This is a genomic window from Cochleicola gelatinilyticus (genome assembly GCF_001637325.1).
Lineage (GTDB): Bacteria > Bacteroidota > Bacteroidia > Flavobacteriales > Flavobacteriaceae > Cochleicola > Cochleicola gelatinilyticus.
In genome coordinates this window covers 64,160-90,920 of record NZ_LRXL01000026.1, presented here as the reverse complement: position 1 = coordinate 90,920, position 26,761 = coordinate 64,160, and the positions used below count along the sequence as shown (strand labels likewise).

Annotated in this window: 34 protein-coding genes; 29 read left to right on the top strand and 5 right to left on the bottom strand. The window is 36.7% G+C overall.

Going from position 1 to position 26,761, the window contains the following annotated elements:
• Window positions 1-74: 74 nt before the first annotated feature.
• From radC to ULVI_RS02365, 6 genes are read left to right on the top strand one after another with little or no spacing between them, the layout of a single operon-like run.
• Window positions 75-773, top strand: a complete 699-nt coding sequence (gene radC, locus ULVI_RS02390) for a RadC family protein (RefSeq protein ID WP_068589319.1) — start codon at window positions 75-77, stop codon at window positions 771-773.
• A gap of 6 nt (window positions 774-779) precedes the next feature.
• Window positions 780-2,078 (top strand): DUF7033 domain-containing protein, encoded by a 1,299-nt coding sequence (locus ULVI_RS02385; RefSeq protein ID WP_068589317.1) that lies wholly within the window; start codon window positions 780-782, stop codon window positions 2,076-2,078.
• Window positions 2,065-2,754, top strand: a complete 690-nt coding sequence (locus ULVI_RS02380; RefSeq protein ID WP_068589314.1) for a YjjG family noncanonical pyrimidine nucleotidase — start codon at window positions 2,065-2,067, stop codon at window positions 2,752-2,754. Before ULVI_RS02385 ends, ULVI_RS02380 begins: the two co-directional genes overlap by 14 nt.
• A 56-nt stretch (window positions 2,755-2,810) precedes the next feature.
• On the top strand, window positions 2,811-3,356 hold the full coding sequence (locus ULVI_RS02375) for a hypothetical protein (RefSeq protein WP_068589311.1): 546 nt from the start codon (window positions 2,811-2,813) through the stop codon (window positions 3,354-3,356).
• Window positions 3,357-3,359: 3 nt separating this feature from the next.
• Window positions 3,360-4,775: a DUF5723 family protein gene (locus ULVI_RS02370; protein WP_068589308.1), complete on the top strand. Its 1,416-nt coding sequence runs from the start codon at window positions 3,360-3,362 to the stop codon at window positions 4,773-4,775.
• Complete coding sequence (locus ULVI_RS02365; protein ID WP_068589306.1) at window positions 4,772-5,626, top strand: hypothetical protein; 855 nt, start codon at window positions 4,772-4,774, stop codon at window positions 5,624-5,626. The genes ULVI_RS02370 and ULVI_RS02365 overlap by 4 nt, the downstream gene beginning before the upstream one ends.
• On the opposite strand, the gene ULVI_RS02360 is transcribed toward ULVI_RS02365, so the two are convergent.
• Window positions 5,623-6,900 carry a replication-associated recombination protein A gene (locus tag ULVI_RS02360; RefSeq protein ID WP_068589303.1) on the bottom strand — a complete coding sequence of 426 codons (1,278 nt, stop codon included), beginning with the start codon at window positions 6,898-6,900 and terminating at the stop codon, window positions 5,623-5,625. The genes ULVI_RS02365 and ULVI_RS02360 overlap by 4 nt on opposite strands.
• Window positions 6,901-6,989: 89 nt before the next feature.
• Between ULVI_RS02360 and ULVI_RS02355 the strand changes: the two genes are divergently transcribed.
• Window positions 6,990-7,763 (top strand): rhomboid family intramembrane serine protease, encoded by a 774-nt coding sequence (locus tag ULVI_RS02355; protein ID WP_068589300.1) that lies wholly within the window; start codon window positions 6,990-6,992, stop codon window positions 7,761-7,763.
• On the opposite strand, the gene rlmB is transcribed toward ULVI_RS02355, so the two are convergent.
• The 4 genes from rlmB to ULVI_RS02335 form a co-directional block, all read right to left on the bottom strand.
• The gene (gene rlmB, locus ULVI_RS02350) at window positions 7,758-8,498 is read right to left on the bottom strand and encodes a 23S rRNA (guanosine(2251)-2'-O)-methyltransferase RlmB (protein ID WP_068589297.1); all 741 of its coding nucleotides are present in this window, start codon (window positions 8,496-8,498) and stop codon (window positions 7,758-7,760) included. The two genes, ULVI_RS02355 and rlmB, sit on opposite strands and share 6 nt — an antisense overlap.
• Window positions 8,499-8,630: 132 nt before the next feature.
• Complete coding sequence (locus ULVI_RS02345; RefSeq protein ID WP_068589295.1) at window positions 8,631-9,956, bottom strand: RagB/SusD family nutrient uptake outer membrane protein; 1,326 nt, start codon at window positions 9,954-9,956, stop codon at window positions 8,631-8,633.
• A gap of 13 nt (window positions 9,957-9,969) precedes the next feature.
• Window positions 9,970-13,047 carry a SusC/RagA family TonB-linked outer membrane protein gene (locus ULVI_RS02340; RefSeq protein ID WP_068589292.1) on the bottom strand — a complete coding sequence of 1,026 codons (3,078 nt, stop codon included), beginning with the start codon at window positions 13,045-13,047 and terminating at the stop codon, window positions 9,970-9,972.
• A 120-nt stretch (window positions 13,048-13,167) separates the two neighbouring features.
• A complete protein-coding gene (locus tag ULVI_RS02335; RefSeq protein WP_082830763.1) occupies window positions 13,168-14,862 on the bottom strand; it encodes a POTRA domain-containing protein in 1,695 nt (564 codons plus the stop codon).
• A gap of 185 nt (window positions 14,863-15,047) precedes the next feature.
• On the opposite strand from ULVI_RS02335, the gene rpsL reads away from it, so the two are divergent.
• The 22 genes from rpsL to rpsE all read left to right on the top strand — a co-directional run bounded on the left by rpsL (window position 15,048) and on the right by rpsE (window position 26,750).
• Window positions 15,048-15,422: a 30S ribosomal protein S12 gene (gene rpsL, locus ULVI_RS02330; protein ID WP_010230128.1), complete on the top strand. Its 375-nt coding sequence runs from the start codon at window positions 15,048-15,050 to the stop codon at window positions 15,420-15,422.
• A 23-nt stretch (window positions 15,423-15,445) separates the two neighbouring features.
• Entirely contained in the window at window positions 15,446-15,922 is a 477-nt protein-coding gene (rpsG, locus tag ULVI_RS02325) for a 30S ribosomal protein S7 (RefSeq protein ID WP_068589289.1), read from the top strand.
• A gap of 3 nt (window positions 15,923-15,925) precedes the next feature.
• Window positions 15,926-18,058 carry an elongation factor G gene (gene fusA, locus ULVI_RS02320; RefSeq protein WP_068589286.1) on the top strand — a complete coding sequence of 711 codons (2,133 nt, stop codon included), beginning with the start codon at window positions 15,926-15,928 and terminating at the stop codon, window positions 18,056-18,058.
• Between the two features lie 10 nt (window positions 18,059-18,068).
• Window positions 18,069-18,374, top strand: a complete 306-nt coding sequence (rpsJ, locus tag ULVI_RS02315; protein WP_010181931.1) for a 30S ribosomal protein S10 — start codon at window positions 18,069-18,071, stop codon at window positions 18,372-18,374.
• Between the two features lie 191 nt (window positions 18,375-18,565).
• Window positions 18,566-19,177, top strand: coding sequence for a 50S ribosomal protein L3 (gene rplC, locus ULVI_RS02310; protein WP_068589283.1), 612 nt, complete (start codon window positions 18,566-18,568; stop codon window positions 19,175-19,177).
• A complete protein-coding gene (gene rplD / locus ULVI_RS02305; protein ID WP_068589280.1) occupies window positions 19,177-19,806 on the top strand; it encodes a 50S ribosomal protein L4 in 630 nt (209 codons plus the stop codon). Before rplC ends, rplD begins: the two co-directional genes overlap by 1 nt.
• 7 nt (window positions 19,807-19,813) lie before the next feature.
• Window positions 19,814-20,104 carry a 50S ribosomal protein L23 gene (gene rplW / locus ULVI_RS02300; protein WP_068589278.1) on the top strand — a complete coding sequence of 97 codons (291 nt, stop codon included), beginning with the start codon at window positions 19,814-19,816 and terminating at the stop codon, window positions 20,102-20,104.
• A 29-nt stretch (window positions 20,105-20,133) separates the two neighbouring features.
• Entirely contained in the window at window positions 20,134-20,958 is an 825-nt protein-coding gene (rplB, locus tag ULVI_RS02295; protein WP_068589276.1) for a 50S ribosomal protein L2, read from the top strand.
• A 3-nt stretch (window positions 20,959-20,961) separates the two neighbouring features.
• Window positions 20,962-21,240, top strand: a complete 279-nt coding sequence (gene rpsS / locus ULVI_RS02290; RefSeq protein WP_068589273.1) for a 30S ribosomal protein S19 — start codon at window positions 20,962-20,964, stop codon at window positions 21,238-21,240.
• Between the two features lie 6 nt (window positions 21,241-21,246).
• Window positions 21,247-21,657, top strand: coding sequence for a 50S ribosomal protein L22 (rplV, locus tag ULVI_RS02285; RefSeq protein WP_068589270.1), 411 nt, complete (start codon window positions 21,247-21,249; stop codon window positions 21,655-21,657).
• Window positions 21,658-21,661: 4 nt separating this feature from the next.
• Window positions 21,662-22,381: a 30S ribosomal protein S3 gene (gene rpsC, locus ULVI_RS02280; protein WP_068589267.1), complete on the top strand. Its 720-nt coding sequence runs from the start codon at window positions 21,662-21,664 to the stop codon at window positions 22,379-22,381.
• A gap of 18 nt (window positions 22,382-22,399) precedes the next feature.
• Window positions 22,400-22,819 (top strand): 50S ribosomal protein L16, encoded by a 420-nt coding sequence (rplP, locus tag ULVI_RS02275; RefSeq protein ID WP_068589264.1) that lies wholly within the window; start codon window positions 22,400-22,402, stop codon window positions 22,817-22,819.
• Window positions 22,820-22,830: 11 nt separating this feature from the next.
• On the top strand, window positions 22,831-23,022 hold the full coding sequence (rpmC, locus tag ULVI_RS02270) for a 50S ribosomal protein L29 (protein ID WP_068589261.1): 192 nt from the start codon (window positions 22,831-22,833) through the stop codon (window positions 23,020-23,022).
• A 13-nt stretch (window positions 23,023-23,035) separates the two neighbouring features.
• Window positions 23,036-23,299, top strand: a complete 264-nt coding sequence (gene rpsQ, locus ULVI_RS02265; RefSeq protein WP_068589258.1) for a 30S ribosomal protein S17 — start codon at window positions 23,036-23,038, stop codon at window positions 23,297-23,299.
• A 2-nt stretch (window positions 23,300-23,301) separates the two neighbouring features.
• Window positions 23,302-23,670 carry a 50S ribosomal protein L14 gene (gene rplN, locus ULVI_RS02260; protein ID WP_068589255.1) on the top strand — a complete coding sequence of 123 codons (369 nt, stop codon included), beginning with the start codon at window positions 23,302-23,304 and terminating at the stop codon, window positions 23,668-23,670.
• 13 nt (window positions 23,671-23,683) lie between these two features.
• A complete protein-coding gene (gene rplX, locus ULVI_RS02255; RefSeq protein ID WP_068589252.1) occupies window positions 23,684-23,998 on the top strand; it encodes a 50S ribosomal protein L24 in 315 nt (104 codons plus the stop codon).
• Between the two features lie 2 nt (window positions 23,999-24,000).
• On the top strand, window positions 24,001-24,552 hold the full coding sequence (rplE, locus tag ULVI_RS02250; RefSeq protein WP_068589249.1) for a 50S ribosomal protein L5: 552 nt from the start codon (window positions 24,001-24,003) through the stop codon (window positions 24,550-24,552).
• 3 nt (window positions 24,553-24,555) lie between these two features.
• Window positions 24,556-24,825: a 30S ribosomal protein S14 gene (gene rpsN / locus ULVI_RS02245; protein ID WP_068589247.1), complete on the top strand. Its 270-nt coding sequence runs from the start codon at window positions 24,556-24,558 to the stop codon at window positions 24,823-24,825.
• A gap of 69 nt (window positions 24,826-24,894) precedes the next feature.
• Window positions 24,895-25,296, top strand: coding sequence for a 30S ribosomal protein S8 (gene rpsH / locus ULVI_RS02240; protein WP_068589244.1), 402 nt, complete (start codon window positions 24,895-24,897; stop codon window positions 25,294-25,296).
• A gap of 13 nt (window positions 25,297-25,309) precedes the next feature.
• Window positions 25,310-25,852 (top strand): 50S ribosomal protein L6, encoded by a 543-nt coding sequence (gene rplF, locus ULVI_RS02235; protein WP_068589241.1) that lies wholly within the window; start codon window positions 25,310-25,312, stop codon window positions 25,850-25,852.
• 11 nt (window positions 25,853-25,863) lie between these two features.
• Window positions 25,864-26,220, top strand: coding sequence for a 50S ribosomal protein L18 (rplR, locus tag ULVI_RS02230; protein WP_068589239.1), 357 nt, complete (start codon window positions 25,864-25,866; stop codon window positions 26,218-26,220).
• A gap of 5 nt (window positions 26,221-26,225) precedes the next feature.
• Window positions 26,226-26,750, top strand: a complete 525-nt coding sequence (gene rpsE / locus ULVI_RS02225; RefSeq protein ID WP_068589236.1) for a 30S ribosomal protein S5 — start codon at window positions 26,226-26,228, stop codon at window positions 26,748-26,750.
• Window positions 26,751-26,761: the final 11 nt, after the last annotated feature.

Here is a 26,761-nt window from a genome sequence, read left to right as displayed (position 1 = left end):
AACAAAATTTAAATTGGTATCTTTATTTTTTATGTTCGACTGAAGCATCAACTTCCCGATTTTAGTCTGAAACAATGTCCGATCCACAGCAATATTTCTCCATTAAACAATGGCATGAAGAAGATCGTCCTCGTGAAAAATTAGTGCTTAAGGGAAAAGCTTCCTTAAGTGATGCCGAATTACTTGCCATTCTTATTGGCTCCGGAAGTAAAAACGAAAGTGCTGTGCGTTTAAGTCAGCGCATATTAGTTTCCGTAGAAAATAATTTGCAGCAATTAGGAAAGCTTACAATAAAAGATCTTACTTTTTTTAAAGGTATTGGTAAAGCAAAAGCAGTCACTATCGCAGCTGCAATGGAGTTAGGTAGGAGAAGAAGAGATGGCGACTTGATAGATCGAGCTAAAATTTCATCGAGTGCTACGGTCTTTGAAGTGATGCAGCCCATAATCGGGGAGCTTTCTCATGAAGAATTTTGGGTGTTGTACTTAAATAATTCTAATAAAATAATGCACAAATTGCAATTGAGTAAAGGTGGTATTACAGGAACGATTGTAGATGCTCGAATCGTATTTAAAAATGCATTGCAATGGGGAGCCGTTGCGGTAATACTTGCACACAACCATCCTTCGGGTACTCTAAAGCCCAGTAAGGCTGATGTTTCAATTACACAAAAGTTAAAAAAAGCGGGAGAAACTCTCGATATTAAAGTGCTTGATCATTTAATCGTTACTGAAAAAGCGTATTTTAGCTTCGCAGATTCATCGCTATTATAAAAATTTATGATATTAGTCTATACCCAAAAAATGACACCACGCATCGCTTATGTATTTAAGCATATATGTACACGTATTTTGGGAGTTGAGGTGCATTTTACATCGGTTATAGAAGAGCTTATTGCGCATAGCGGGCCCAAATTATCCTACGGAAAACAACCCATGGGAAATGAATTATTTCTACAAAGTCATGGTTTATTACAACAGCAAGGAATCGAATCGATCGACCTTACTGTTAAAGATTGGGAAGAGACTCGTTGTTTCTTTTCTGTAAGTGATAAGAGTGTGTTGCCATTCGATATTTTTTCGGCAAGTTTCTTTTTATTGAGTCGGTATGAAGAGTATTTACCACATGTTAAAGATGAATTTGGTAGGTACCCAGCTTCAGAAAGTCTAGGTGCGAAAGAACATTTTTTGCACGTTCCAGTGATCGATATTTGGGCACTGAAATTTCAGAAGGTATTACAGAGGAGTTTTCCCGATATGGTTTTTCCGAAGCGAACTCTTTCTATTCATTCGGTTGTTGAAGCACGAGAACCATGGGCGTATAAACAAAAAGGGATGTTTAGAACTTCTGTAGCGTTTTTAAATGATCTGGCACAACTAAATTTTAAAAATTGCTGGAAGCGAATGCAAGTAGTTGTTGGTTTAAGAAAAGATCCCTACGATACTTTTAAATGGATTATAAATACGGTAAAAAAAAGCACAAGTAAACTTACCGTATTCTTCTTGCTTGGCGAGGCACAAATGTTTAGTGAAAGTATGAATACGCGAAGGCTTCAGTTTAAGTTGTTAGTGAAGTTTATGGCAGATTATAAAAATGTCGGTCTTTTGTTTTCAACTGCTTCCGAAGGAAATGAAACGCTTCAAAAAGAAGAGAAAGTTAGGATGGAAGAGTTGCTTAATAGACCTCTTCAAAGTGCCATGAACACAAACTATTTGGTAAATTTACCAGATCATTATCGCAATCTTGTAGAATTAGAAATTACCGAAGATTTTACAATGGTGTATGAAGATACTATTGGTTTTCGTGCGGGAACATGCACTCCTTTTTTGTTTTATGATCTTGATTATGAGATAAAAACACCTTTAATTGTTCAGCCTATTGCCATGACCACCTGCGCCTTTAAACATAAGTTTTCTTCCGATATTAAAAAATCGGTAGAACAGGTACATGATTCTGTTGCAAAAGTTGGCGGTACATTTTCTATAATTTTTAGTAACAAAGATTTTTCATTTACAGAGCGGAACCGCGTTTGGCGCGACCTGTTTTCTTCAAAGTTATATGCTAATGAATCCCACTAATATTACCGACGTTTTTTTTGATTTGGATCACACCCTTTGGGATTTCGATCGTAATTCTAAACGGGCTTTTGCACGGGTATTCTCGAAGCATCGTATCGCAATTAATACCGATGGATTTCTAAAAGAATATGAACCTATAAATTTTGAGTATTGGAAACAGTATAGAGAAGACAGTGTTACTAAAGAAGAGTTACGAAGAGGAAGGTTGATCGATACATTTAACCGCTTTAAAATGTCATTTCCAATCGAGCAGATTGATGCTCTTGCCGTTTCATATATAGATGAACTTCCAATAGATAATTTTTTGTTTGATGGTACACTGGAGGTGTTAGAATATCTTTCACATAAATATACCTTACATATAATTACCAATGGTTTTGAAGAAGTACAACAGCTAAAACTAAAAAATAGTGCCATTGCACATTATTTTAAAACAGTGACCACTTCGGAAGAAGCAGGGGTTAAAAAGCCAAATCCGTTGATATTTTCACTTGCTCTCAAAAAAGCCGAAGTTGTTTCTTCTAATTGTATCATGATCGGCGATACGTTTGAAGCGGATATTTTAGGAGCTGAAGCTTCGGGCATGCACACCCTTTATTTTAATTATAGAAACGAGAAGATCCCTAAAGACTATAGAAAAGTGAACAATTTAATAGAAATAAAGAATATATTGTGATAATATTTAGCTGACAATCAGCGTTATTAAGAGCGAATCCCCAAAATCCCCCGATTATGAAACGAAGCTTAACCTTTCTTTCAATACCTATATTACTGATTTTCTGTTTTACAGCCTGCGTAAAAGATACCGATTTTAAGCAAGGTGATGATGTGTCCCTAACTCCAGTTGTTGAATTAGATTTAATTTATTTTAATTTAGTTGCTGAAGATTTTTTTGATCAGGTAACTCAAACACCAGTGCTTACGGTAAATGATACTACTAAAATTGAATTTTTAAATGAAAGCGGGGTTAGAGAGAACCTTGTGAAAGCAGATTTTCAGTTTACGTTTACTAATTCGATTCCTCGCCAATTTCTAGCTGAGTTTAATTTTCTAAATGAAAATAATGAGCAGAAATACACAATTACTACAAATGTGGAAAGCGGAAGTGAAGACGACCCTGTAATCACCAATTTCTTTGAAACGATAGAGGGAGCAGACATTACCCGTCTTACAAGTTCTAATAAAGTGGTGGTGTCGGTTACTATACCTTCTTCAGATATTAATCTAGAAGGGACTTTAAATCTTAAGTCGAAAACTACCTATTTTCTCGAATTTTAAAAGATGCAAAGACTTCTATTTATTTTTGCGGTCTTTATGACCCTCGGTGCTATGGCGCAAAATAAGCAGCTACTTTACGGTTTCGATAAAGTCCCGCAATCTTTATTATTAAATCCGGGTGCAAGAGTTTCTCAGAAAGCTCATTTTGGAATCCCTTTTCTTTCACAAATACATGTAAATGCTGGTAGTACAGGAGTAACTGTTTTCGATATTTTTAAAGAGGATGAGAGCTCTATTAATGATCGTATACGAGAACAGATTTTTAGCTTGAATAATAAAGATTTTTTTACAGCGAATCAACAATTAGAAATTCTAAATTTTGGTTGGAAGAATAAAAATGGAACTTATTTTTCGGGAGGAATTTATCAAGAACTTGACTTTATGCTTTATTTTCCTAAAGATCTTGCAGTTTTGGCGTGGGAAGGAAACAGAAACTACATTAATAATCCGTTCGATTTTAGTGATCTTACTTTTACGGGAGAAGTTATTACTGCATTTCACTTTGGCCTAAATAAAGAGGTTAATAAGAACTTAACAGTAGGTATTAGAGGAAAAATATATTCAAGTATTATCGATTTTAGAAGCACAAATAATTCTGGTACTTTCTTGACTCGAGAAGGGGAGGGACTCGATAATTTCTATGAACATTCAATTAATAATGCAGATGTTTCAATTCAAACATCTGGATATAGTTCTTTAAGAGAAATGGATGGCTCAGATGAGGTTGTAAAAGAGCTTTTGGGCAGAACACTATTAGGAGGAAACTTAGGCGTTGGAATAGATATAGGTGCCACTTATCGTCCTAATGAGCTTTGGGAATATAGTGCAAGTATGCTAGATCTAGGAGCAATTTTTTATACAAAAGATGTGGAAAACTATAGTGCAAAAGGAAGTTATGCACTTCAAGGTATTGAACTTATTTTTCCGCCAATTGTTAACGGGGAACCAGGAATACCTTACTACGACACTATTGGGGATGATTTAAAAGAAGCAATACCTATCGACACTCTTAGTAACTCATATACTCGGCTACGACCTTTAAAAATGAATGCAAGTATAAAACGTAATTTTGGGAGGCGTGTAGGTTCAGAATCTTGTGATTGTTTAAAAATGGGCGGTTTACAAGATTATAATCAGGCGGTTGGGGTACAACTTTATAATATCTTTAGACCCAAAGGGCCACAGTTAGCAGGAACCTTGTTTTATCAAAGACGATTTGGGAGATATTTGTCTGCAAAAGCTACGTATACTGCTGATCCTTTTTCGTATACAAACATTGGATTTGGAATAGCAGCAGATATTTGGAAAATCAATTTTTATCTTGCAGCAGATAATCTTTTAAGCTATTCGAATCTAGCAAAGTCGAATGGAGTATCTTTACAATTTGGATTAAATATTAAAATAAAAGAGGAGGAATGAAAAATAGTATAGTAATCTTAGTCTTGTTAATAAGTCTCACTGGGTATTCTCAAAAATCGATAAACGATTACAGCTTTGTCGTAGTGCCAGAAAATTTTGAGTTTTTAGGGGAAAATGATAAATATGAGCTTAATTCTATGACTAACTTTCTTTTAAAAAAGTATGGGTTTAATTCTTACATGGAAAATGAACTGCCAAATGTTAAGAGGTGTGATGGAGTATACGCAGATGTACTAAAGAAAAATCATATGCTTCGTACCAAGTTAACTTTAGTTATAAAAGACTGTAATGGAAATTTGCTGTTTCAAGCAGAAGAAGGAAATAGTAAGGAAAAAGATTTTAGAAAATCGTATCAAGATGCGCTTCGAAAAACCTTCAGAAGTCTTTCGAAAATGAATGTTTCGCAAAGTTCAATGATGGTTTTTGAAGAAAATTCGCAACCAAATGTTTCCGAAGAGATGCTTCCTAACGTGGATAACTCTGTAGGTGTTAACGATAATAGTGAAATAAAGGAAGCGCCAAATTCAGAAATAAATAAAATGAAGGAAAGTAAAAAGGAAACTCTTAAAGTAATAGAGAGCCCAAAATTTCCTGAATCTAAGTTTTCAAGCTATACACATAATGAAACCCCATACTTGCTTCGGAAGACGAAAGTGGGTTACTCTTTATATGAAGAAACCGATACAGCGGAAGATGGACTTTTACTGGTCGGGGAATTAATTTTTAATGAGCAGGGAGGTATATTAACTCAATCAACTACAGGTAAAGTATTTACTGCCTCTTTTGATGCTTCAGAAAACCTTGTTATTGAAAATGAAGATACAATGTTACGGTATGTAGCACTGCATTAAAAATTATATTTGGTCTTCCAAAGATTCTTTAAATGATTTCGCAATTGATTTTCTCTCGGATTATTTCCTGGTCTATAAAGTTGTGTTCCTTCAATTGTCTCGGGTAAAAACTCATGCGGAACAAAGTTACCTTCGTAGTTATGGGCGTATTCGTAATTTTTTCCGTAGCCCAATTCTTTCATCAATTTAGTGGGAGCATTACGAATAGATAAAGGAACCGAAAGATCTCCAGTTTGTTTTACCAAACGTTGTGCTTCGTTAATTGCAGCATACGACGCATTGCTTTTAGCTGAGGTCGCTAAATAAATGGTGCACTGGCTTAGTATAATTCTAGCTTCAGGATAGCCAATAGTATTCACCGATTGAAATGTAGTATTTGCGAGAACCAATGCTGTTGGATTTGCATTTCCAATATCTTCAGAAGCCAATATAACTAGTCTTCTTGCGATAAATTTAACATCTTCGCCACCTTCAATCATTCGAGCTAACCAATACACAGCAGCATTAGGGTCGCTTCCACGTATCGATTTTATAAATGCAGAAATAATGTCGTAATGCTGTTCGCCCGTTTTATCATAAAGCACGGTGTTTTTTTGAACTTTCTGAGTAACCATGGCATTTGTAATCTCTACTTTTTCGGTATTTTCTGAAAGGACCACAAGTTCCAACATATTAAGTAATTTCCGTGCATCCCCACCAGAAAGTCGAAGCAATGCCTCAGTTTCTTTAAGAGTTATCTCTTTCTTAGAAAGTAATGTGTCTTTGGCTATAGCGCGTTCTAATAATGCCTCAAGATCACTTTTAGTAAAGGCTTTTAAGACATATACTTGGCATCTTGATAATAATGCAGGAATTACTTCGAAACTTGGGTTTTCGGTGGTGGCACCAATAAGGGTGATCCATCCTTTTTCAACAGCACCTAGTAATGAATCTTGTTGCGATTTACTAAAACGATGAATCTCATCAATAAATAAGATTGGATTTTTAGTTGCAAATAGGGTGTCTTTTTTTTTAGCTTTTTCAATAACTTCCCTTACTGCAGCTACGCCGCTATCTACCGCACTTAATGTGTAAAAGGGTCTATCTGTTCGATTGGCGACAATATTCGCTAAAGTTGTTTTTCCTGTACCAGGAGGACCCCAAAGAATCATTGAAGATAAAAGTCCGTTTTTAAGTTGTGTAGTTAAAGCACCGTTAGGTCCAATAAGGTGGTTTTGACTTAAATATTCTTCTAAGGTTTCTGGGCGGATTCTTTCGGCGAGGGGTGTATTCATGTTAGCAAAAATACAACATTATCGGTTTTCGGTTACTGACATTTTATCATACCTTTCTAGTTAGGTTCACTTTTTGACTCTATGCCATTATGTTAAAACAGAAAGGACTTTATTTTTCCACAGGAACCATCGCATTCCCTATAGTAATCGTTCTCTTAATGTGGTTTGTCTTTTGGGCAGAGATACGTTTTCATTATAATTTTACAGAATGGGGTGTTTATCCACAAAAACCTTTGGGGCTTCGAGGCGTTATTTTTGGTCCCTTCATTCATAGTAGTTTAAAACATTTATTTAATAATTCGGTACCTATGCTCGTGCTTACTACAGCACTATTTTATTTCTATAACAATATTAAGTGGCGTGTGCTTATTTTGGGTACGTTAGCGGCAGGTTTAGCCACATGGGTTATTGGAAGGCCAGCGTATCATATTGGAGCGAGTGGGGTGGTATATATGCTTGCGGCCTTTTTGTTTTTTAAAGGAATATTTTCCAAACACTATCAGCTTACCGCCTTGTCTTTTGTTGTAGTATTTCTCTACGGAAGTTTATTATGGTATGTATTTCCAATAGATGCAAAGATATCATGGGAAGGGCACTTGTCTGGTTTTGTAGTGGGGATTGTATTTGCAATTCTTTTTAGAGACCTGCCGATTGAAAAAAAGAAATATGTGTGGGAAGAAGATGATTTCGATCCCGATGAAGATCCTTTTTTACGGCAATTTGATGCCGATGGTAATTTTATTGAAATTGTTCCTGAAACTGAAGAGATCGAAGGAATAGACGAAACACTTGAAAAACAATCTCAAGTAGTCGTTAAATATACGATCAAGAAGAGAGGAACTACTTCTGAAGATTCTCTATAAAGATTTTTGACGAACGATCTCGTAAAGTATTGCTCCGCAGGCAACTGAAACATTAAGTGAGTTTATCTCTCCTAATAGTGGTAATGCCGCTTTTTCGTTAACTAAATTGAGAACAGATTTTGACACTCCTTTTCCTTCAGAACCCATTATAACTGCTAATGGTTTCTTTAATTCTAGGTCGTAAATCGCACTTTCTGTTTTTTCAGTAGCAGCTATGGTATGTATTCCGGATCCCTGAAGGTAGAATATTGCATCTTTTATATGATCTACTTTACAAATAGGTATTTTAAAAATTGCTCCGGCGGAAGTTTTTACGGTATCTCCTGTTACAGGTGCTCCTCCTTTTTTCTGAATAATGATCGCATCTACACCGGTACATTCAGCAGTACGAATTATTGCACCGAAGTTACGAACATCACTAATTTGGTCTAGAACAAGAAATAAGGGGAATTCTTTTTCAGCAATAATCGCTTCAACGGTAGTTTCTAAAGAGGGGAAAGTAATAGGAGAGGTTACTGCAACAATACCTTGGTGATTACCTCGTGTTAGTCTGTTGAGCTTTTCAATAGGGACAATATTAATAGTTACATTGTCTTTTTCAAGAGCATCAATAATTTCTGTTAGTTTATCACTATTAAGGTCTTTTTGAATGTATACCTTGTCAAAGGTAACTTCAGAGCGAATTGCTTCTTTAACGGGATAGATTCCAAAGATGGTGTTTTCTTTATTGCTCATAAAAATAAACTTAAATTATTTGTGCGTTACAAAATTAGCGATTAGAATGTTATTGGTAGACAGAATAGAAAGTTTATATATAAAAAAAGACCGTCGCTAAACGGTCTTTTTAAAATTAAGAACAGTATTTAATTAATATCCAGGATTTTGATTCTCCTGATTAAGTAGTGAATTTCGGTCTAACTCATTCTGAGGGATAGGCCAAAGTAATAGTTTCTCACGGTAAGTAATTCCTTTTGCACTAATAACAGTTGGTGCAAGTCCTAGCCTTTTAACATCTTCCCAACGTTTAGCTTCCCCGTAAAATTCAATACGGCGTTCTTGAGCGATACGTTCTACAACATTCGATGAGTTCAACGTAACTGGATCAAGAAGAGCTCTTTCACGTACTTCATTTAAAAAATCAGCTGCATTAGGAGCATTTCTTCTAGCAAGTGCTTCAGCGTACATTAATAATACATCTGCATATCTGTATATATATGGCTGATCTGTGGGAGCAGTCCATTTTCTGATAAACACAGTATTTATGTCATCATCATTAGCGATTCTATCTAAACGATCATCATTTGGTTCGAAAGCATCTAATAATGATTGAGTAGGTGCAACTTCGCGACGTCCCGTAGGTGTAAAGAATGCTGACAGTCCATTAGAGTCGGTACTATTATAGTTAACTCTCCAAATAGATTCACTATTAGGACCATCTTCTCTGTATAAATCTCTATACTCTCCAACCAAAGCATATTCTCCAATTAATGGTGCTAAAGTATTTTCAACACCAGGATAATCACCTGTAAATAATAACACTTCAGCCTTTAATACTCTTAAAGCATCTGCTGTCATTCTTCCAAATTCTGTAGTAGCAATACCTCCTTCTGCTAAAGCAATTTCATTTAAAATATAAGTGTAAACTTCTGCTTCTGAAGAACGCGGAACATCTTTAGCTCCAGGTCCATCTAAAGGTACTGTCATCTCTGTAATTGGAAGCCCACCAAAAACTTTAACTAGCTGAAAATATCCATACGCTCTTAACCCATGGGCCTCAGCAATGATTGCTTGTTTAACTGCTGGTTCGATTGCGACATCATCTAATACTTCAGTAAGGCGAATAACCTCTGTTGTAGTATTAATTATATCGTAATGATTTCCAAAAATTGGGGTTGTCCCTGCATTATTAGGAAGGAAATTATTGAATAAAGCCTCGTCTAAATGTGGGAATGAACCTGGATGCATCAATTCATCAGAATATAATCCTTGGATCATTTTCATTTCGGCACCTGCTACATATCGATCTTGAACGTCGTCGTAAGCCTTAAATAAAGCTTGCAATGCAGTTTCTCCATCAACAATAAAGGCTTCTGCCGGTAGTTGTGTTGGATCTTGGGTGTTTAAATCCCCTTCACAACTCACCATAAATATGGCGGTCATGATAATCGTAATTTTTATTAAAATTGTTTTCATGATTTTTTATTTTTTAGAATGATAGATTTACACCAAACTTCCAAACTCTACTATTTCCTTGAGTTAAGAAATCTGTACCTCTAGCAATGTTTGAGTTACCAAATGTATTAATTTCAGGATCAACACCAGAGTAGTCTGTTATAAGAACCAAGTTGTCCCCAGATACAAATACGCGAGCAGATGCTAACCATTTAATTTCTGGTAATGTATATCCTAACGTTACGTTTCTTAATTTAATATAAGATCCATCTTCAATAAAACGTGTTGCATCTTGATTATTATAACCTGCCGTTACAGTATTTGGTCTTGGAATTTCTGTGTCTCGGTTTTCAGGTGTCCACCAGTCAAGTTGACTTGTAAATTTTCCAAAAGTACCACTTGAAGAAGCTCCAGCGAATTGAATATTGTTATTATAGATTTCTCCACCTTCAGACATAGCCCATAAGAAAGATAAATCAAATTTCTTAAAGCGGATGTCGTTTTTCCAGCTCAAAGTAAAATCTGCCCATGGATCTCCTCCATTAATGAAATCGTCATCATTAATTATTCCATCTCCATTTTGATCTATATATTTCACATCACCAGGTGCAACACCTTGGTCCTGTAATTCTTGAGGTATCTCACTAATATCTTGGTAGAGTCCGTCACTTTCAAGTACGTAGAAAAAACCTAATGGTTCACCTTCATCTACACGACTTACGAAACCTGCATTAATTGGTTCTGTTTCACCAAACTCATTTTTAGGCAGAAAAGTTACCTCGTTATCTAATGTTCCAAAGATGAAAGAGGTGTTCCATGAAAAGTTATCGTTTCTTACAACTCCAATGTTAAGATCTATTTCATGACCTTTATTTTCCATAGCTGCTACGTTTTGAGGCGTGATAACTGAACCTTGGTTAGTAGGAAGCGCAACTGGCAGTACTAACGAATTGTCATGTGTTTGCTTAAGGAAATAAGCATAATTTAAATCTACACGACTATCCCAAAATTTAACATTAAATCCAACATCAATTTGTTCAGTTTCTTCCCATCTAGCTGTCGCTTCACCAATTGTTAAAAATAAGGCTGCTTGATCTGCATATTGAGAAGTAGCTACAGCAGGAGCGAAGTAGCGATCAAATGGAGATTCGTTACCAGTAATACCGTAAGAACCTCTAATTTTCAAATAGTCCACGAAATTGTTTTCAAACCAATCATGCTCTGAAACAATATAAGCGGCAGAAAGTCCTGGGAAATATCCTGTTCTGTCGTCTTCAGAAAACCTAGAAGAAGCATCGGCACGAATAGAACCTTCAAGAATTAATTTATTCCAGAATGTAAATCCAAGTCTTGATATTAATGAAGCTCGTTTGTTTTCTCCGAATTCTGAACTACTAGTTAAAGGGGTAATACCTTGTCCAACATACTGAAGTAATGGGCTAGGGAAATCTTCTGCTGCTGCGATAACGAAACGTGTTGAATTAGTTTCATATTCACCTCCTAAATACGCACGCATTCTAATGTTTTCCCAAGATTTGTTATAAGAAAATGATTGACGTACTTGATAAATTCTACGGGTTGCTTGGGTTTCTTGTCCAAATCCATTATTAACTCCAAAGTTACCCTGAGCTGTAGTGGATGGATTGTAAATTCTTTCAATAACTTCAGACTGGTCAAGACCAACTTTTGTTTCTGCTGAAAATTCATCGGTGATTTGAAAATTAAGAGCGGCGTTACCAATAACTCTAAATGTTCTTAATTTACCAAGGTCCTCTAAGGCATTCTGCAAAGGGTTTGAAAAGGTAAATTGCTGGTATGGTGTAAAATCTCCGTTCTCGTCTCTTAGATCTAAACCTGGACGTTCTAATATACCTGTAGAAAGTACACCGAAAATGTTATTGTCATTTACAATTTGATTTACAAACTCATCTGTAATAGAAACACCACCAACAAAATCAATTGAATTTGAAATTTGTTGTGTAATATTTAAACGAGCACTTTTACGATCAAAATCTTGAGTAAGAACAGTTCCTTCTTGAAAGAAGTGGGAAGCTCCAAAATACATCTTGGTTTTATCATTTCCTCCACTCAAATTGAAGTTATTGTTTCTCGTAACCGCATTGTCAACGTAAACTTCGTCGATATAACTATCTCCAACATCTGCAACAGAATCATAGAAAGCTTGTAGCGTTTCCTGTGAAGCCCCTAATAGTTGAGGCATGTCAGCATCGTTGGCAGAAAAACTCCCTGAATCAGCTCCACCATTTTGAGATGCAGTATCTCTAAATTTTAGCCACTGACCATAATTCATAGTATCGTATTTCTCGATCGCATTTTGAAAACCAACAGTACTATTAATGTTAATTCTAAATCCACCTCTTTTTCCTTGTTTGGTGGTAATTAAAACGACACCATTCGATCCTCTTTGTCCGTAAACGGCAGTTGAAGCAGCATCTTTAAGAACTTCAACACTCTCGATGTCATCGATATTAAGGTTGGATAATGCACTGTTTTGTTGATTACCAAAATTATCGGAAATGGTTGCTTCAGTAATCATTGGAATACCATCTATCACGAATAATGGGTTACTATTACCATTAATCGTAGAAGCTCCACGAATTCGAATAGATACTTCTCCACCCGGCGCACCTGATACAGAATTAATCTGCGCTCCAGCTACGGTTCCTTGTAATGCCCCTGCAACATTGGAGGTCGTAATGCTTTGAACCGTTTCCATGTCTGGTTTAGAAACATTTGTGGTTAAATCACGAGCAGTAGTTCTACCATAAGTAGTAATTACAACTTCGTCAAGTGCGTTGCCAGGAGCCATTTGTACACTAATTGTGTTGGAAGCTTCAACCACAATTTCTTGTGTTTCAAAACCAACATAACTAAATGTAAGAGTTTTTCCAGGTTCTACACTAATAGCGTACTTTCCGTCGAAATCGGTCTGTGTACCACTACTGCTGCCCTTGATAATTACATTGGCGCCAGGTAATGGAAGTCCCGAATCATCAGAAACTGTACCTGTTACTGTTTTTTGCTGTGCAAAACTAACTTGCACAACTAACGCCAATAAAAGCGTTAAAATTCCACTAAACTTTGTTTTCATTGTATAATTTATTTGAATTAGCCACGCCAAAAATCATAATAAAAAGTTAATAAAGCAACTTTTTAAACTTAAATTTTACATTTATTTAAGGTTTAGGTTACTCTGATAGTGTATTTATAATTAAAATTTGCTGCTTAAACTTAGATGGATTTTTGTATTAGAAAATGAAAATTCTTGATTTTCAGTATTTCCATTAGCAAAGTTAAATTTAAAAAGACCAGCTTTTGTTTTTAGCCCCAGGCCAATGCCAAAACTGTAAATTTTTTGCTTTAAATCGATTACCTCATTTTCAAAATATCCAAAATCTATAATACTATGAAGGTATATGCTTTCATTAAATTGAAAACGATATTCTGTATTAAGTGTTGAGAATAATGAAGCATCAATGCTATTTTCATTGAAACCCCGTATGCTATTAATTCCTCCGAAACGAAATAACTCATTAGTAATATAAGAGTTGCTAGTTAAAAAACTTGTAGCATTTTTTACAAAAATCGAGTTCGTTGAATTTAATTGAAAAATTGTACTTGCTTCACTGTTAAAACGAACTTGCTGTAAAGAACTTTCACTAGCATTCCTTTTTCCTAATTCTGCGCCTAAAGCTATATTTGTTTTAATTGGAAACAGAGTGTTGCTTTGTGGAATGCGATAATTTATTCCTGCTATAACAAAGCTTGAAGTATAGTCGATAATTGGATTTCCTATGAGCGTTGTGTCTAGTAGGTTGCTAGATTCGTACGCTTTATAACCAAAATATGAGGTAGAAGATGGATTTATTTGATAGGTTGCTCTAACCTGTTGTTCGGTTGTTACAAACGTACTGTCTCTTTTAAAAATGCGCAAACCCGCTCCTAAGCCAAAAGAGGATTTAAATAAATAGGGTAAAGTAACAGCTACGTCAAAGTTTATTTGTTCGTTGCCGTCTGCTTTATAATTTAAGGTAAGTTGTTCTCCATAGTTAAGGTTGTTGTTAAGTTCGAGGTTTAAATATCCATTGAGTTTTAATTGCTGCGTTTCTTCATCTGTTGTAAAGCCGAGTATACCGTCAAACAGGTTGTTTGTTTTCTTTTTTAAGTAAAAATAAATAACTGTTTTGTCTCTTCTGAAAAGTGCTTCTGGTGGCTTAATAGTTTCTACGAATCCTAAGCTATTCAAGGCATTATTTTGTTTAATTATTTTTTTTAGATTAAATGGTTTTCCTTTGCGTACACCGCTATAATGTCTCAAATAAGAAGTTGGGAACTTATCGTAGCCTTTAACTACGATTGAATCGATTTTTCTAGTATTTCGAGCATCAACCGACAATTCTGCTTCTAAAAAACCATTGGAGAGGAATAAATTTTTTAGGGATAAAGAGGCAAATGCATCACCAGTTTCAGTTTGTAAAGAATTTAGTTTCTGAAGGTCTTTTTCTGCAGTTTCAAAAGGGAGAATGAAATAGGTGTCTGTAACCTTTGATGATATACGCTCTAGTTGTTTTCTTTTGAAAATTTCTTCAGAATAGAACACTTTTAGATAGCTAAGTTTTTTTCCGAAGTAATAGGTAGCTTTATATAATGTGTCCGATTCTTTCTGAAGGTTTTTAAGCTCACTTTCAAGATACCCCATGCGTCGAAGAAGTATTGGTAAGCTGTCAACTTCATTTTTTAAAGATGAGTAGTCCTTAAAAGTTGTTTTAAGGAGCAATGAATCTTTTAAATTTTTTGAAATCGGCTTTTCTGCATAAACCTCAAGTTTTAAAGATTGACTATGTCCTAACCAATATACAGAGGTATATATATTAAGGTATAAAAAGATGTAAAAAAATTGTTTCAATAATAAATATTTATTGCTTGTAAAGCTAACGCTTGAACGGCAGTTATTGTATTTAAATCTTAAAATATTAAAACTCTATTGAAAATTAATTTATTAAGGTTTGATAGTTCGGTTTTTATTTCTATTTTTGCAAGCCCTTAAAACAGGGTATTTTATTATTAAATAAAGTGTAATACATATTTTATATGCCAACAATTTCACAATTAGTACGAAAAGGAAGAGCCAAAATAACCAAGAAGAGTAAATCGGCTGCTTTAGATTCGTGTCCTCAAAGACGAGGTGTGTGTACGCGTGTATATACTACAACACCTAAGAAACCTAACTCTGCAATGCGTAAAGTAGCAAGGGTAAGGTTGACAAATGGTAAGGAAGTAAACGCATACATCCCTGGTGAAGGTCACAATTTACAAGAGCACTCGATAGTATTGGTTAGAGGTGGAAGGGTAAAAGATTTGCCGGGAGTTAGATATCACATTGTTCGTGGTGCATTAGATACCGCAGGTGTCGAAGGTAGAACGCAACGTAGATCTAAGTACGGAGCTAAACGCCCTAAGAAGTAATTAACAACTTTTAAAGAGAAGACATGAGAAAAAGACAGGCCAAGAAGAGACCACTTTTGCCAGATCCAAGGTTTAATGATCAGTTGGTAACACGTTTTGTGAACAACATGATGTGGGACGGTAAGAAATCGGTAGCCTTTAAAGTATTTTACGATGCAATGGATATCGTAGAAGAGAAAAAAACAGACGAAGAGAAAACGGCTTTAGAAGTCTGGAAAGATGCATTATCTAATGTAATGCCTCACGTAGAAGTTCGAAGTCGAAGAGTAGGTGGAGCAACGTTCCAAATACCTATGCAAATACGTGCAGATCGTAAAATTTCTACCGCTATGAAGTGGTTAATTGGCTATGCCAGAAAAAGAAATGAAAAGTCGATGGCACAGAAACTGGCTGCTGAAGTATTAGCAGCTGCGAAAGAAGAAGGAGCAGCCGTGAAAAAACGTACAGATACGCATAAAATGGCTGAAGCAAACAAAGCATTCTCACATTTCAGATTCTAAAAAATGGCACAAAGAGATTTAAAATTTACTAGAAATATAGGTATTGCTGCGCATATTGATGCCGGTAAAACTACCACTACAGAGCGTATTCTTTATTATACAGGTGTAAGTCACAAAATTGGAGAGGTGCATGATGGTGCTGCTACAATGGACTGGATGGAACAAGAGCAGGAAAGAGGTATTACAATTACTTCTGCTGCGACTACTTGTACCTGGAAGTTTCCGATGGAAAATGCAGAAACTACGCCTGAAACTAAAGACTACCACTTCAATATTATTGATACTCCTGGTCACGTTGATTTTACTGTAGAGGTAAACAGGTCATTACGTGTATTAGATGGATTGGTATTCCTTTTTAGTGCAGTAGATGGTGTTGAGCCACAATCTGAAACAAACTGGAGACTTGCTGATAATTACAAAGTGCCACGTATTGGTTTTGTTAACAAAATGGACCGTCAAGGGTCTAATTTCCTTGCTGTATGTCAGCAGGTGAAAGATATGTTGAAATCTAACGCTGTGCCAATTGTATTGAATATTGGTGATGAGGGAGATTTTAGAGGAATTATCGACCTTGTAAAGAACCGTGCGATTGTATGGCATGACGAAACTCAAGGGGCGACTTTTGATGTTATTGAAATTCCAGAAGAGTTGAAAGCTGAAGCTCGTAAGTATAGAGCAATGCTTATTGAGGAGGTTGCTACATACGATGAGAACCTTTTAGAAAAGTTCATGGAAGACGAAGATTCAATTACTGAAGACGAGGTGCATGCTGCCCTTCGAGCTGCTGTAATGGATATGGCAATTATTCCAATGATCTGTGGGTCGGCCTTTAAAAATAAAGGTGTACAGTTCTTATTAGATGCTGTATGTCGTTACTTGCCTTCACCAACCGATAAGGAGGGTATTGTAGGAGTAAATCCTGAAACAGAAGAAAAAGAATTACGTAAGCCAGATGTTAAAGAGCCGTTTTCTGCTCTGGCATTTAAGATTGCTACAGATCCATTCGTTGGTCGTTTGGCATTCTTCCGTGCTTACTCTGGGCGTTTAGATGCAGGGTCATACATTCTTAATAACCGTTCAGGTAAAAAAGAACGTATATCGCGTATTTATCAAATGCACTCTAATAAACAAAATGCGATCGATTATATCGAAGCTGGTGATATTGGAGCTGCAGTTGGGTTTAAAGATATTAAGACGGGAGATACCATGTCTGATGAAAAACACCCAATCGTACTTGAATCTATGGATTTCCCAGATCCAGTAATTGGTATTGCTGTAGAGCCTAAAACAAAAGCAGATGTTGATAAATTAGGTATGGCTTTAGGAAAGCTTGCTGAAGAAGATCCAACATTTACAGTACGTACCGATGAAGCTTCTGGACAGACCATTATATCTGGTATGGGTGAGCTACACTTAGATATTATTGTAGATCGTTTACGAAGAGAATTCAAGGTTGAAGTAAATCAAGGGCAGCCACAGGTTGAATATAAAGAAGCTATTACTCGTAAAGCTGAGCACAGAGAAGTGTATAAAAAGCAATCGGGTGGTCGTGGAAAATTTGCCGATATCGTATTTACATTAGAGCCTGCTGAAGAAGGTGCTGAAGGATTAGAGTTTGTTTCTGCTATTAAAGGTGGTAACGTGCCTAAAGAATTTGTTCCTTCTGTAGAGAAAGGTTTCAAAATGGCAATGGTAAACGGACCTCTAGCTGGATACGAAGTTGATGCTATGAAGGTTACTTTAACAGATGGATCGTATCACGATGTGGATTCAGATCAACTTTCTTTTGAGTTGGCTGCAAAACTAGGATTTAAAAATGCTGCAAAAGCTGCCAAGGCAGTAATCATGGAGCCTATTATGAAACTTGAGGTAATTACACCTGAAGAAAATATGGGGGATATTGTAGGAGATTTAAACAGACGTCGTGGACAAGTAAGTGATATGGGGGATAGAGCTGGTGCTAAAACTGTTAAAGCGACAGTGCCACTTTCTGAAATGTTTGGGTATGTTACCACATTAAGAACATTATCGTCAGGTCGTGCAACATCCACAATGGAATTTTCACATTATGCAGAAACTCCTTCTAATATTTCAGAAGAAGTAATCGCTGCAGCAAGAGGAACCGCTAACGCATAATATTTCAGCAATGAGTCAAAAAATAAGAATTAAATTAAAATCTTACGATCACAATTTAGTGGACAAATCTGCTGAAAAAATCGTAAAAACCGTAAAGAGTACAGGTGCTGTAGTTACAGGTCCTATTCCTTTACCAACACATAAAAAAATCTTTACCGTATTACGTTCACCGCACGTTAATAAGAAGAGTAGAGAACAGTTTCAATTAAGCTCTTACAAGCGTTTACTTGACATTTACAGTTCTTCTTCAAAAACGATCGATGCTCTAATGAAATTAGAGTTACCAAGTGGTGTTGAAGTAGAGATCAAGGTGTAATTTATTTCTGAATTCGATAACTTGAATTCAGAATTAGTAAACATGTCCTTAACGATGGTTGGGGAAAAACGGAAACAAAATAACATTCAGGGTTGAATTTATTTTGACCCTGTTTTTTTCTGAAAGATTTTTTGAGGATCGTGTTATAGAATGAACAAGAATAATTAGTAATAATCAATAAATAAGTAAATATGTCTGGGTTAATTGGAAAAAAGATAGGGATGACCAGCATCTTTGACGAGAACGGAAAAAATATGCCGTGTACCGTTATTGAAGTTGGACCTTGTGTTGTCACCCAAGTCAGAACCAAAGAGGTTGACGGGTACGAAGCTCTTCAACTTGGTTTCGATGACAAAAAGACTGCTACGAAAGCTGCCGAAGGGCACGCCAAAAAAGCAGGAACCGTTGCAAAACGTAAAGTCGCCGAATTCCAAGGATTTGAAGAAGAATTAAAATTAGGTGATACAATCACTGTGGAGCATTTTGCTGAGGGAGAATTTGTCGATGTGGCAGGGACTTCTAAGGGAAAAGGATTTCAAGGGGTTGTAAAACGTCACGGTTTCGGCGGTGTAGGTCAAGCGACCCACGGTCAGCATAACCGATTAAGAGCACCGGGTTCTATTGGTGCGGCATCATATCCTGCGAGAGTATTCAAGGGAATGAAAATGGCCGGACAAATGGGAAATGAAAAGGTGAAAGTACAAAACTTAAGAGTGTTAAAAGTAGTAGCTGAGAAGAATCTACTTGTTGTGAAAGGGTGTGTGCCTGGACATAAGAACGCTTACTTAACGATTCAGAAATAATGAAGGTAGCTGTATTAGATAGTAACGGAAAAGACACAGGTAGAAAGGTTGAACTTTCTAAAGATGTGTTCGGAATTGAGCCTAATAATCACGCTGTATACCTTGATGTGAAACAATACCTTGCAAATCAAAGACAAGGAACGCATAAGGCTAAAGAGCGTGCTGAAATTACTGGTTCAACCAGAAAGATAAAGAAGCAAAAAGGAACTGGTACTGCCCGTGCGGGAAGTATCAAGTCTGGTATATTTAAAGGTGGGGGTAGAATGTTTGGTCCAAGACCAAGAAACTACTCGTTCAAATTAAATAAGAACTTGAAGCGATTGGCGCGTAAATCTGCCCTCACAATGAAGGCAAATAATAAGGCAATTATGGTCGTTGAAGACTTTAATTTTGATGCTCCAAAGACAAAAGATTTTACTGCAATTTTAAAGACTTTAGGTCTTGAAGATAAAAAATCTTTATTTGTGTTGGGAGAGTCGAATAATAATGTATATTTGTCTTCTCGAAATTTGAAAGGTACTGAAGTTGTAACTAACTCACATTTAAGTACTTATAAAATAATGAATGCAAACAGTGTTGTGCTGTTTGAGGGTTCTTTGGAAGCAATTGAAACAAACTTAAGTAAATAGAAACGAGATGAGTATCTTAATAAAACCTATTATTACAGAAAAAGCCACTGCAGATGCGGAGCTTAATAACCGATACGGTTTTGTAGTAAGCCCAAAGGCGAATAAGGTAGAAATCAAGAAAGCGGTAGAAGCTGCTTACGGTGTTTCTGTTCTTAAAGTTCGCACATTAAATGTCCGCCCTGATAGGAAGACCCGTTATACAAAGACAGGTGTTCAAACTGGTAAAACAAATGCTGTTAAAAAAGCAATTGTACAGGTGGCGGAAGGTGATACAATAGATTTTTACAGTAATATGTAATCTTAGGATTGCATTAAATCAAGACAAAAATGTCAGTAAGAAAATTAAAACCTATCACCCCAGGTCAGCGTTTTAGAGTTGTTAATGGTTTTGACGCCATTACAACTGATAAGCCGGAGAAAAGTTTATTAGCTCCGAACAAAAGATCTGGTGGTAGAAACAGTCAAGGAAAAATGACCATGCGCTACATTGGTGGTGGTCACAAAAAGAAATATCGAATTATCGATTTTAAACGTGACAAAGTGGGAGTTCCTGCTACAGTCGCAACTATAGAATACGATCCAAACCGTACGGCTTTTATCGCATTGCTTAATTACCAAGATGGTGAGAAGCGTTATGTGATTGCTCAAAACGGACTACAAGTTGGACAGAACATTGTTTCTAATGAGCAAACTGCTCCTGAGATTGGAAACGCAATGCTTCTTTCAAATATTCCATTAGGTACAATTATTTCTTGTATTGAATTACGTCCGGGACAAGGAGCTGTTATGGCTCGTAGTGCTGGTGCTTTTGCTCAGTTAATGGCAAGAGATGGTAAATACGCTACAGTTAAATTGCCTTCAGGGGAGACGAGATTGATATTAGCTACATGTATGGCGACTATTGGTGCTGTTTCAAACAGTGATCATCAATTGTTGGTCTCTGGTAAAGCAGGTAGATCAAGATGGTTAGGTAGACGTCCTAGAACAAGACCAGTGGTTATGAACCCAGTTGATCACCCAATGGGTGGTGGTGAAGGGAAATCTTCAGGTGGGCATCCGCGCTCTAGAAACGGAATTCCTGCTAAAGGATACAGAACCCGTACCCGAACTAAAGCAAGTAATAAATACATAATCGAACGTAGAAAGAAATAAGCTATGGCAAGATCGTTAAAAAAAGGACCTTACGTTCACTACAAGTTAGAACAGAAAGTTGAACAAAATGTTGAGTCGAATAAAAAGACTGTGATCAAAACTTGGTCGCGAGCTTCAATGATCACTCCAGATTTTGTTGGGCAAACCATCGCAGTACATAATGGGCGTCAATTCGTTCCTGTGTATGTTACTGAGAATATGGTAGGACATAAATTAGGAGAATTTTCACCGACCCGATCATTCCGTGGTCATGCAGGTGCAAAAAATAAAGGAAAAAAATAATAGGCCATGGGAGTTCGTAAAAGAGAAAGAGCAGAAGCTATCAAGGAAGCGAAGAAAACACAATACTTTGCTAAGTTGAATAATTGCCCTACATCGCCAAGAAAAATGCGTCTAATGGCGGATTTAATTCGAGGTGAAAAAGTGGACAAAGCGCTTAATATTTTAAAGTTCAGTTCGAAAGAATCATCACGTCGTTTAGAAAAACTTGTCTTGTCTGCTATTGCAAACTGGCAATCTAAAAATGAAGATGCTTCTGTTGAAGATGCAGATCTTTTTGTTAAGGAGATCCGAGTGGATGGAGGAACGATGTTGAAGAGACTACGTCCAGCACCACAAGGTCGCGCACACAGAATTAGAAAACGTTCCAATCACGTAACACTCGTGCTTGGTGCTAACGATAACACACAAAGCAATTAATTAAATGGGACAGAAGACAAATCCAATCGGAAACCGCTTAGGTATCATTAGAGGATGGGAATCCAACTGGTACGGAGGGAACGACTACGGCGATAAATTAGCCGAAGACGATAAGGTTAGAAAATATGTTCATGCTCGTTTAAGTAAAGCAAGTGTGTCAAGAGTGATTATTGAGCGTACGCTTAAACTTGTAACCGTTACTATAACTACAGCTCGTCCCGGTATTATTATCGGGAAAGGGGGTCAAGAAGTAGACAAGTTAAAAGAAGAGCTTAAAAAGATCACAGATAAAGAGGTACAGATCAACATTCATGAGATCAAAAGACCTGAATTAGACGCTCATCTAGTAGGTGCTAGTATTGCAAGACAAATTGAAAATAGAATTTCATACCGTCGTGCAATTAAAATGGCAATTGCTGCAGCGATGCGTATGAATTCTGAAGGTATTAAAATACAGATCTCAGGACGTTTAAATGGTGCTGAAATGGCACGATCGGAGTCTTATAAAGATGGTCGTATACCTTTATCAACATTCAGAGCCGATATCGATTATGCTTTAGTTGAGGCACACACTACTTATGGTAGATTAGGTGTTAAAGTATGGATCATGAAAGGTGAAGTATATGGAAAAAGAGAGCTTTCTCCACTAGTTGGCTTAGCCAAAAAAGGTGGAAAAGGTGGAAATTCAGGACGCGGTGGTAACAAGTCACGTCGTAGAAAGTAATTTTTTAAATAGAAGAAAATGTTACAACCTAAAAGAACAAAATACCGTAAGCAACAAAAAGGCCGCATGAAAGGTAATGCTGGTCGCGGAAATCAATTGGCATACGGAACCTTTGGTATAAAGTCTTTGGATTCCAATTTCTTGACAGCTCGTCAAATAGAGGCTGCACGTATTGCTGCAACGCGTTTTATGAAAAGAGAAGGTTCTATATGGATCATGATCTTTCCAGACAAACCGATCACCAAAAAACCTCTTGAGGTACGTATGGGTAAAGGTAAAGGTGCTGTTGAATATTGGGCTGCTGTTGTGAAACCTGGTAGAATTTTATTTGAAGTTTCTGGAGTTCCTTTGGAAACTGCTAAAGAGGCACTTCGTCTTGCGGCGCAAAAGCTTCCAGTAAAAACGAAATTCGTGATGTCTAGAGATTATCAAGATTAATTTTTTTGAAGATGAAACAATCAGAAATAAAAGAAGCATCAACAGCAGAGCTACAGGAAAAACTTGCTGAAGCTAGAAAAGCGTATTCAGATTTTAAAATGGCTCATACCATTTCACCGTTGGAGAATCCAATTCAATTAAGATCGCAGCGTAAAAGCATTGCGAGAATTGCGACAGAACTAACTAAAAGAGAAGTACAATAGTACAAGCTGAAAGATGGAAGAAATTAAAAGAAACTTAAGAAAAGAGCGTATAGGTGTAGTAACCAGTAACAAAATGGAAAAGTCTATTGTTGTTGCCGAGGTAAAAAAAGTGAAGCACCCTATGTATGGAAAATTCGTTTTAAAAACGAAAAAATATGTAGCGCACGACGAGAAAAATGACTGTAACGAGGGAGATACTGTAAAGATCATGGAAACAAGACCTTTAAGTAAAACCAAGAGTTGGAGGTTAGTAGAAATAATTGAAAGAGCGAAGTAACCATGATACAACAAGAATCAAGACTTAGAGTAGCAGATAATACCGGTGCTAAGGAAGTCCTTACTATCCGTGTATTAGGAGGTACAAAGAAACGATATGCTTCTATTGGAGATAAAATTGTAGTTTCTGTTAAAGAAGCAACACCTAATGGAAACATTAAGAAAGGTGCCGTCTCTACAGCTGTAGTAGTTCGTACACGAAAAGAAGTAAGGCGACCAGATGGATCGTACATACGTTTCGATGATAACGCTTGTGTACTTTTAGGTCCACAAGGTGAGATGAGAGGAACACGTGTTTTCGGACCAGTAGCAAGAGAGCTTCGTGATAAACAATTTATGAAAATAGTATCATTGGCACCTGAGGTGCTTTAATACGAATAGTAAGATGGCAAAGCTTAAAATAAAATCGGGAGACACTGTAGTTGTTACTGCTGGAGAACATAAAGGTTCAGAAGGTAAAGTAATGAAAGTGATCCTTGACAAAAACAAAGCAATAGTAGAAGGAGTTAATACTGTAAAGAAACACGAGAAGCCTAGTGCTGCAAATCCTCAAGGTGGAATTACAGAAAAAGAAGCTCCAATTCATATTTCTAATCTTTCATTAGTAGATCCTAAAACAGGAGGACCAACGAGAGTGGGTTATAAAATGGAAGACGGAAAAAAAGTACGATTTGCTAAAAAATCGAATCAAGTATTATAGTTATGGCATATACACCAAGACTTAAGGAAGAGTATAAAAGTCGCGTTATGAACGCGCTTACAGATGAGTTCGGCTACAAAAATGTAATGCAAGTACCAAAACTAGAGCGCATAGTGGTGTCTCGTGGAGTAGGTGCTGCAGTTGCAGACAAGAAGCTGATTGAAAACTCAGTTGAAGAGTTAACTCACATTGTAGGACAACGAGCAATCGCAACAATATCTAAAAAAGATGTTGCGACATTTAAGCTACGTAAAGGAATGCCTATTGGTGCTAAAGTAACATTGCGTGGTGAACGTATGTATGAGTTTTTAGATAGACTCATTACATCTGCGTTGCCTAACGTACGTGACTTTAACGGAATAAAAGCAACTGGTTTTGACGGAAGAGGAAACTACTCTTTAGGAATTACTGAGCAGATTATTTTTCCTGAAATAAATATCGATAAAGTGAAGAAAATCGAAGGTATGAATATTACTTTTGTGACCACTGCTGAAACCGATAAGGAAGCAAAATCATTATTAACCGAACTAGGGTTACCTTTTCAAAAGAACTAAGAGATGGCTAAAGAATCAATGAAAGCCCGTGAGGTAAAAAGACAAAAAATGGTAGCTAAGTATGCCGATAAGCGCAAAGCTCTAAAAGAAGCTGGCGATTGGGAAGGTTTACAAAAATTACCTAAAAACGCTTCGCCAGTACGTTTACACAATCGTTGTAAATTAACTGGAAGACCTAAGGGGTATATGAGAACGTTTGGAATTTCACGTGTAATGTTTCGTGAGATGGCAAACAAAGGATTAATCCCAGGAGTACGAAAGGCTTCTTGGTAATTATATAAATGGGTAGCAGGTTCAGATCAAATATTTTGAAAAGAAAACCATTACCGTAAATTAAATTAAATGACAACAGATCCAATCGCAGATTATCTAACACGTGTTAGAAATGCAGTTAAAGCAGGACACCGTGTAGTGGAAGTTCCCGCTTCTAACCTTAAAAAGGAAATTACAAAAATCCTTTTTGATCAAGGATACATTTTAAGCTACAAATTTGAGGATGATAAAGGGCCACAAGGAACTATTAAAATCGCCTTAAAATATGATAAGCTTACAAAAGACCCAGTGATCAAGAAAATTCAAAGAATTAGTAAACCAGGTTTACGTAAATATGCGAGTTCTACCGAACTTCCACGTATCTTAAATGGGTTGGGTGTTGCTATCGTTTCAACTTCTTCGGGAGTAATGACAGGAAAGCAGGCTCAGTCTCAAAAAGTAGGTGGAGAAGTATTGTGTTACGTATACTAAAAATAGACAAGAAATGTCAAGAATAGGTAAAAACCCGGTAACAGTTCCAGAAGGAGTGACAGTTGATGTAAAAGACAACGTAATTACCGTAAAAGGAAAATTAGGAGAATTAACACAGGAATATTCTGATGTTACAGTTAAAGTAGAGGACAACGATGTTATAGTTGAACGTTCTTCAGACTTTAAAGACCATAGAGCAAAACACGGATTGTACAGAGCTTTGGTTCATAACATGATCGAAGGTGTATCTACAGGTTGGACAAAACAACTTGAATTAGTAGGAGTAGGATATCGTGCTAGTAATCAAGGACAAAGATTGGATTTAGCACTAGGATTCTCTCACAACATTGTGTTAGATATTGCTCCTGAAGTGAAAGTGGAAACAATTTCAGAAAAAGGAAAAAATCCAATCGTAAAGTTAACATCTCACGATAAGCAATTAGTAGGTCAAGTAGCCGCTAAAATTAGAGGCTTCAGAAAGCCTGAACCTTACAAAGGAAAAGGTGTGAGATTCGTAGGAGAACAAATTAGAAGAAAAGCAGGTAAATCTGCATAAGAAATAAAGTTATGGCATTATCAAAAAACGATAGAAGAGATCGCTTGCGTTTCAGAATACGTAAGACAATTTCGGGAACAGAACAACGTCCGCGTTTAGCTGTTTTCAGAAGCAATAAAGAGATTTATGCGCAACTTATTGACGATGTAAATGGAAAAACTATTACCGCCGCATCTTCAAGAGATAAAGATATTGACGCTTCCAAAGTAAATAAAGTGGAAGCGGCTAAATTAGTAGGAAAAGCAATCGCTGAAAAAGCACAAAAGGCCGGCGTTGATGCTGTGTCATTTGACAGAGGCGGTTACCTATATCACGGAAGAGTTAAATCATTAGCTGAAGGCGCTCGCGAGGGAGGTCTCAAATTCTAAGTAGTATGTATCAAGATTATAAAAACATAGAATTAGTAAAACCGGGAGGTCTTGAATTGAAAGATCGACTAGTAGGAGTACAACGTGTAACGAAAGTTACTAAAGGGGGTAGAGCCTTCGGATTTTCAGCTATTGTAGTGGTAGGTGATGAGAATGGAGTTGTAGGTCAAGGTCTAGGAAAATCTAAAGACGTTGCTAGTGCAATCGCAAAAGCAATTGAAGATGCAAAGAAAAACCTTGTTCGTATTCCATTGAACAAATCGACGCTTCCGCATGAGCAAAAAGGGAAATATGGTGGTGCAAGAGTAAATCTTCTACCAGCGGCCCCAGGTACCGGTGTAATTGCTGGTGGAGCTGTACGTGCTGTATTAGAGGCAGTTGGTGTACACGATGTATTGTCGAAGTCACAAGGGTCTTCTAACCCACATAATGTGGTAAAAGCAACATTTGATGCATTATTACAATTACGTAGTGCGCAAACAGTTGCCAAGCAACGTGGAATCTCTTTAGAGAAATTATACAAAGGATAAATCGAAAGAAG

Coding starts and splice junctions, on each gene's coding strand:
- radC (WP_068589319.1), top strand. CDS start 75: ATGTCCGATCCACAGCAATATTTCTCCATTAAACAATGGCATGAAGAA.
- ULVI_RS02385 (WP_068589317.1), top strand. CDS start 780: ATGATATTAGTCTATACCCAAAAAATGACACCACGCATCGCTTATGTA.
- ULVI_RS02380 (WP_068589314.1), top strand. CDS start 2,065: ATGAATCCCACTAATATTACCGACGTTTTTTTTGATTTGGATCACACC.
- ULVI_RS02375 (WP_068589311.1), top strand. CDS start 2,811: ATGAAACGAAGCTTAACCTTTCTTTCAATACCTATATTACTGATTTTC.
- ULVI_RS02370 (WP_068589308.1), top strand. CDS start 3,360: ATGCAAAGACTTCTATTTATTTTTGCGGTCTTTATGACCCTCGGTGCT.
- ULVI_RS02365 (WP_068589306.1), top strand. CDS start 4,772: ATGAAAAATAGTATAGTAATCTTAGTCTTGTTAATAAGTCTCACTGGG.
- ULVI_RS02360 (WP_068589303.1), bottom strand. CDS start 6,900: ATGAATACACCCCTCGCCGAAAGAATCCGCCCAGAAACCTTAGAAGAA.
- ULVI_RS02355 (WP_068589300.1), top strand. CDS start 6,990: ATGTTAAAACAGAAAGGACTTTATTTTTCCACAGGAACCATCGCATTC.
- rlmB (WP_068589297.1), bottom strand. CDS start 8,498: ATGAGCAATAAAGAAAACACCATCTTTGGAATCTATCCCGTTAAAGAA.
- ULVI_RS02345 (WP_068589295.1), bottom strand. CDS start 9,956: ATGAAAACAATTTTAATAAAAATTACGATTATCATGACCGCCATATTT.
- ULVI_RS02340 (WP_068589292.1), bottom strand. CDS start 13,047: ATGAAAACAAAGTTTAGTGGAATTTTAACGCTTTTATTGGCGTTAGTT.
- rpsL (WP_010230128.1), top strand. CDS start 15,048: ATGCCAACAATTTCACAATTAGTACGAAAAGGAAGAGCCAAAATAACC.
- rpsG (WP_068589289.1), top strand. CDS start 15,446: ATGAGAAAAAGACAGGCCAAGAAGAGACCACTTTTGCCAGATCCAAGG.
- fusA (WP_068589286.1), top strand. CDS start 15,926: ATGGCACAAAGAGATTTAAAATTTACTAGAAATATAGGTATTGCTGCG.
- rpsJ (WP_010181931.1), top strand. CDS start 18,069: ATGAGTCAAAAAATAAGAATTAAATTAAAATCTTACGATCACAATTTA.
- rplC (WP_068589283.1), top strand. CDS start 18,566: ATGTCTGGGTTAATTGGAAAAAAGATAGGGATGACCAGCATCTTTGAC.
- rplD (WP_068589280.1), top strand. CDS start 19,177: ATGAAGGTAGCTGTATTAGATAGTAACGGAAAAGACACAGGTAGAAAG.
- rplW (WP_068589278.1), top strand. CDS start 19,814: ATGAGTATCTTAATAAAACCTATTATTACAGAAAAAGCCACTGCAGAT.
- rplB (WP_068589276.1), top strand. CDS start 20,134: ATGTCAGTAAGAAAATTAAAACCTATCACCCCAGGTCAGCGTTTTAGA.
- rpsS (WP_068589273.1), top strand. CDS start 20,962: ATGGCAAGATCGTTAAAAAAAGGACCTTACGTTCACTACAAGTTAGAA.
- rplV (WP_068589270.1), top strand. CDS start 21,247: ATGGGAGTTCGTAAAAGAGAAAGAGCAGAAGCTATCAAGGAAGCGAAG.
- rpsC (WP_068589267.1), top strand. CDS start 21,662: ATGGGACAGAAGACAAATCCAATCGGAAACCGCTTAGGTATCATTAGA.
- rplP (WP_068589264.1), top strand. CDS start 22,400: ATGTTACAACCTAAAAGAACAAAATACCGTAAGCAACAAAAAGGCCGC.
- rpmC (WP_068589261.1), top strand. CDS start 22,831: ATGAAACAATCAGAAATAAAAGAAGCATCAACAGCAGAGCTACAGGAA.
- rpsQ (WP_068589258.1), top strand. CDS start 23,036: ATGGAAGAAATTAAAAGAAACTTAAGAAAAGAGCGTATAGGTGTAGTA.
- rplN (WP_068589255.1), top strand. CDS start 23,302: ATGATACAACAAGAATCAAGACTTAGAGTAGCAGATAATACCGGTGCT.
- rplX (WP_068589252.1), top strand. CDS start 23,684: ATGGCAAAGCTTAAAATAAAATCGGGAGACACTGTAGTTGTTACTGCT.
- rplE (WP_068589249.1), top strand. CDS start 24,001: ATGGCATATACACCAAGACTTAAGGAAGAGTATAAAAGTCGCGTTATG.
- rpsN (WP_068589247.1), top strand. CDS start 24,556: ATGGCTAAAGAATCAATGAAAGCCCGTGAGGTAAAAAGACAAAAAATG.
- rpsH (WP_068589244.1), top strand. CDS start 24,895: ATGACAACAGATCCAATCGCAGATTATCTAACACGTGTTAGAAATGCA.
- rplF (WP_068589241.1), top strand. CDS start 25,310: ATGTCAAGAATAGGTAAAAACCCGGTAACAGTTCCAGAAGGAGTGACA.
- rplR (WP_068589239.1), top strand. CDS start 25,864: ATGGCATTATCAAAAAACGATAGAAGAGATCGCTTGCGTTTCAGAATA.
- rpsE (WP_068589236.1), top strand. CDS start 26,226: ATGTATCAAGATTATAAAAACATAGAATTAGTAAAACCGGGAGGTCTT.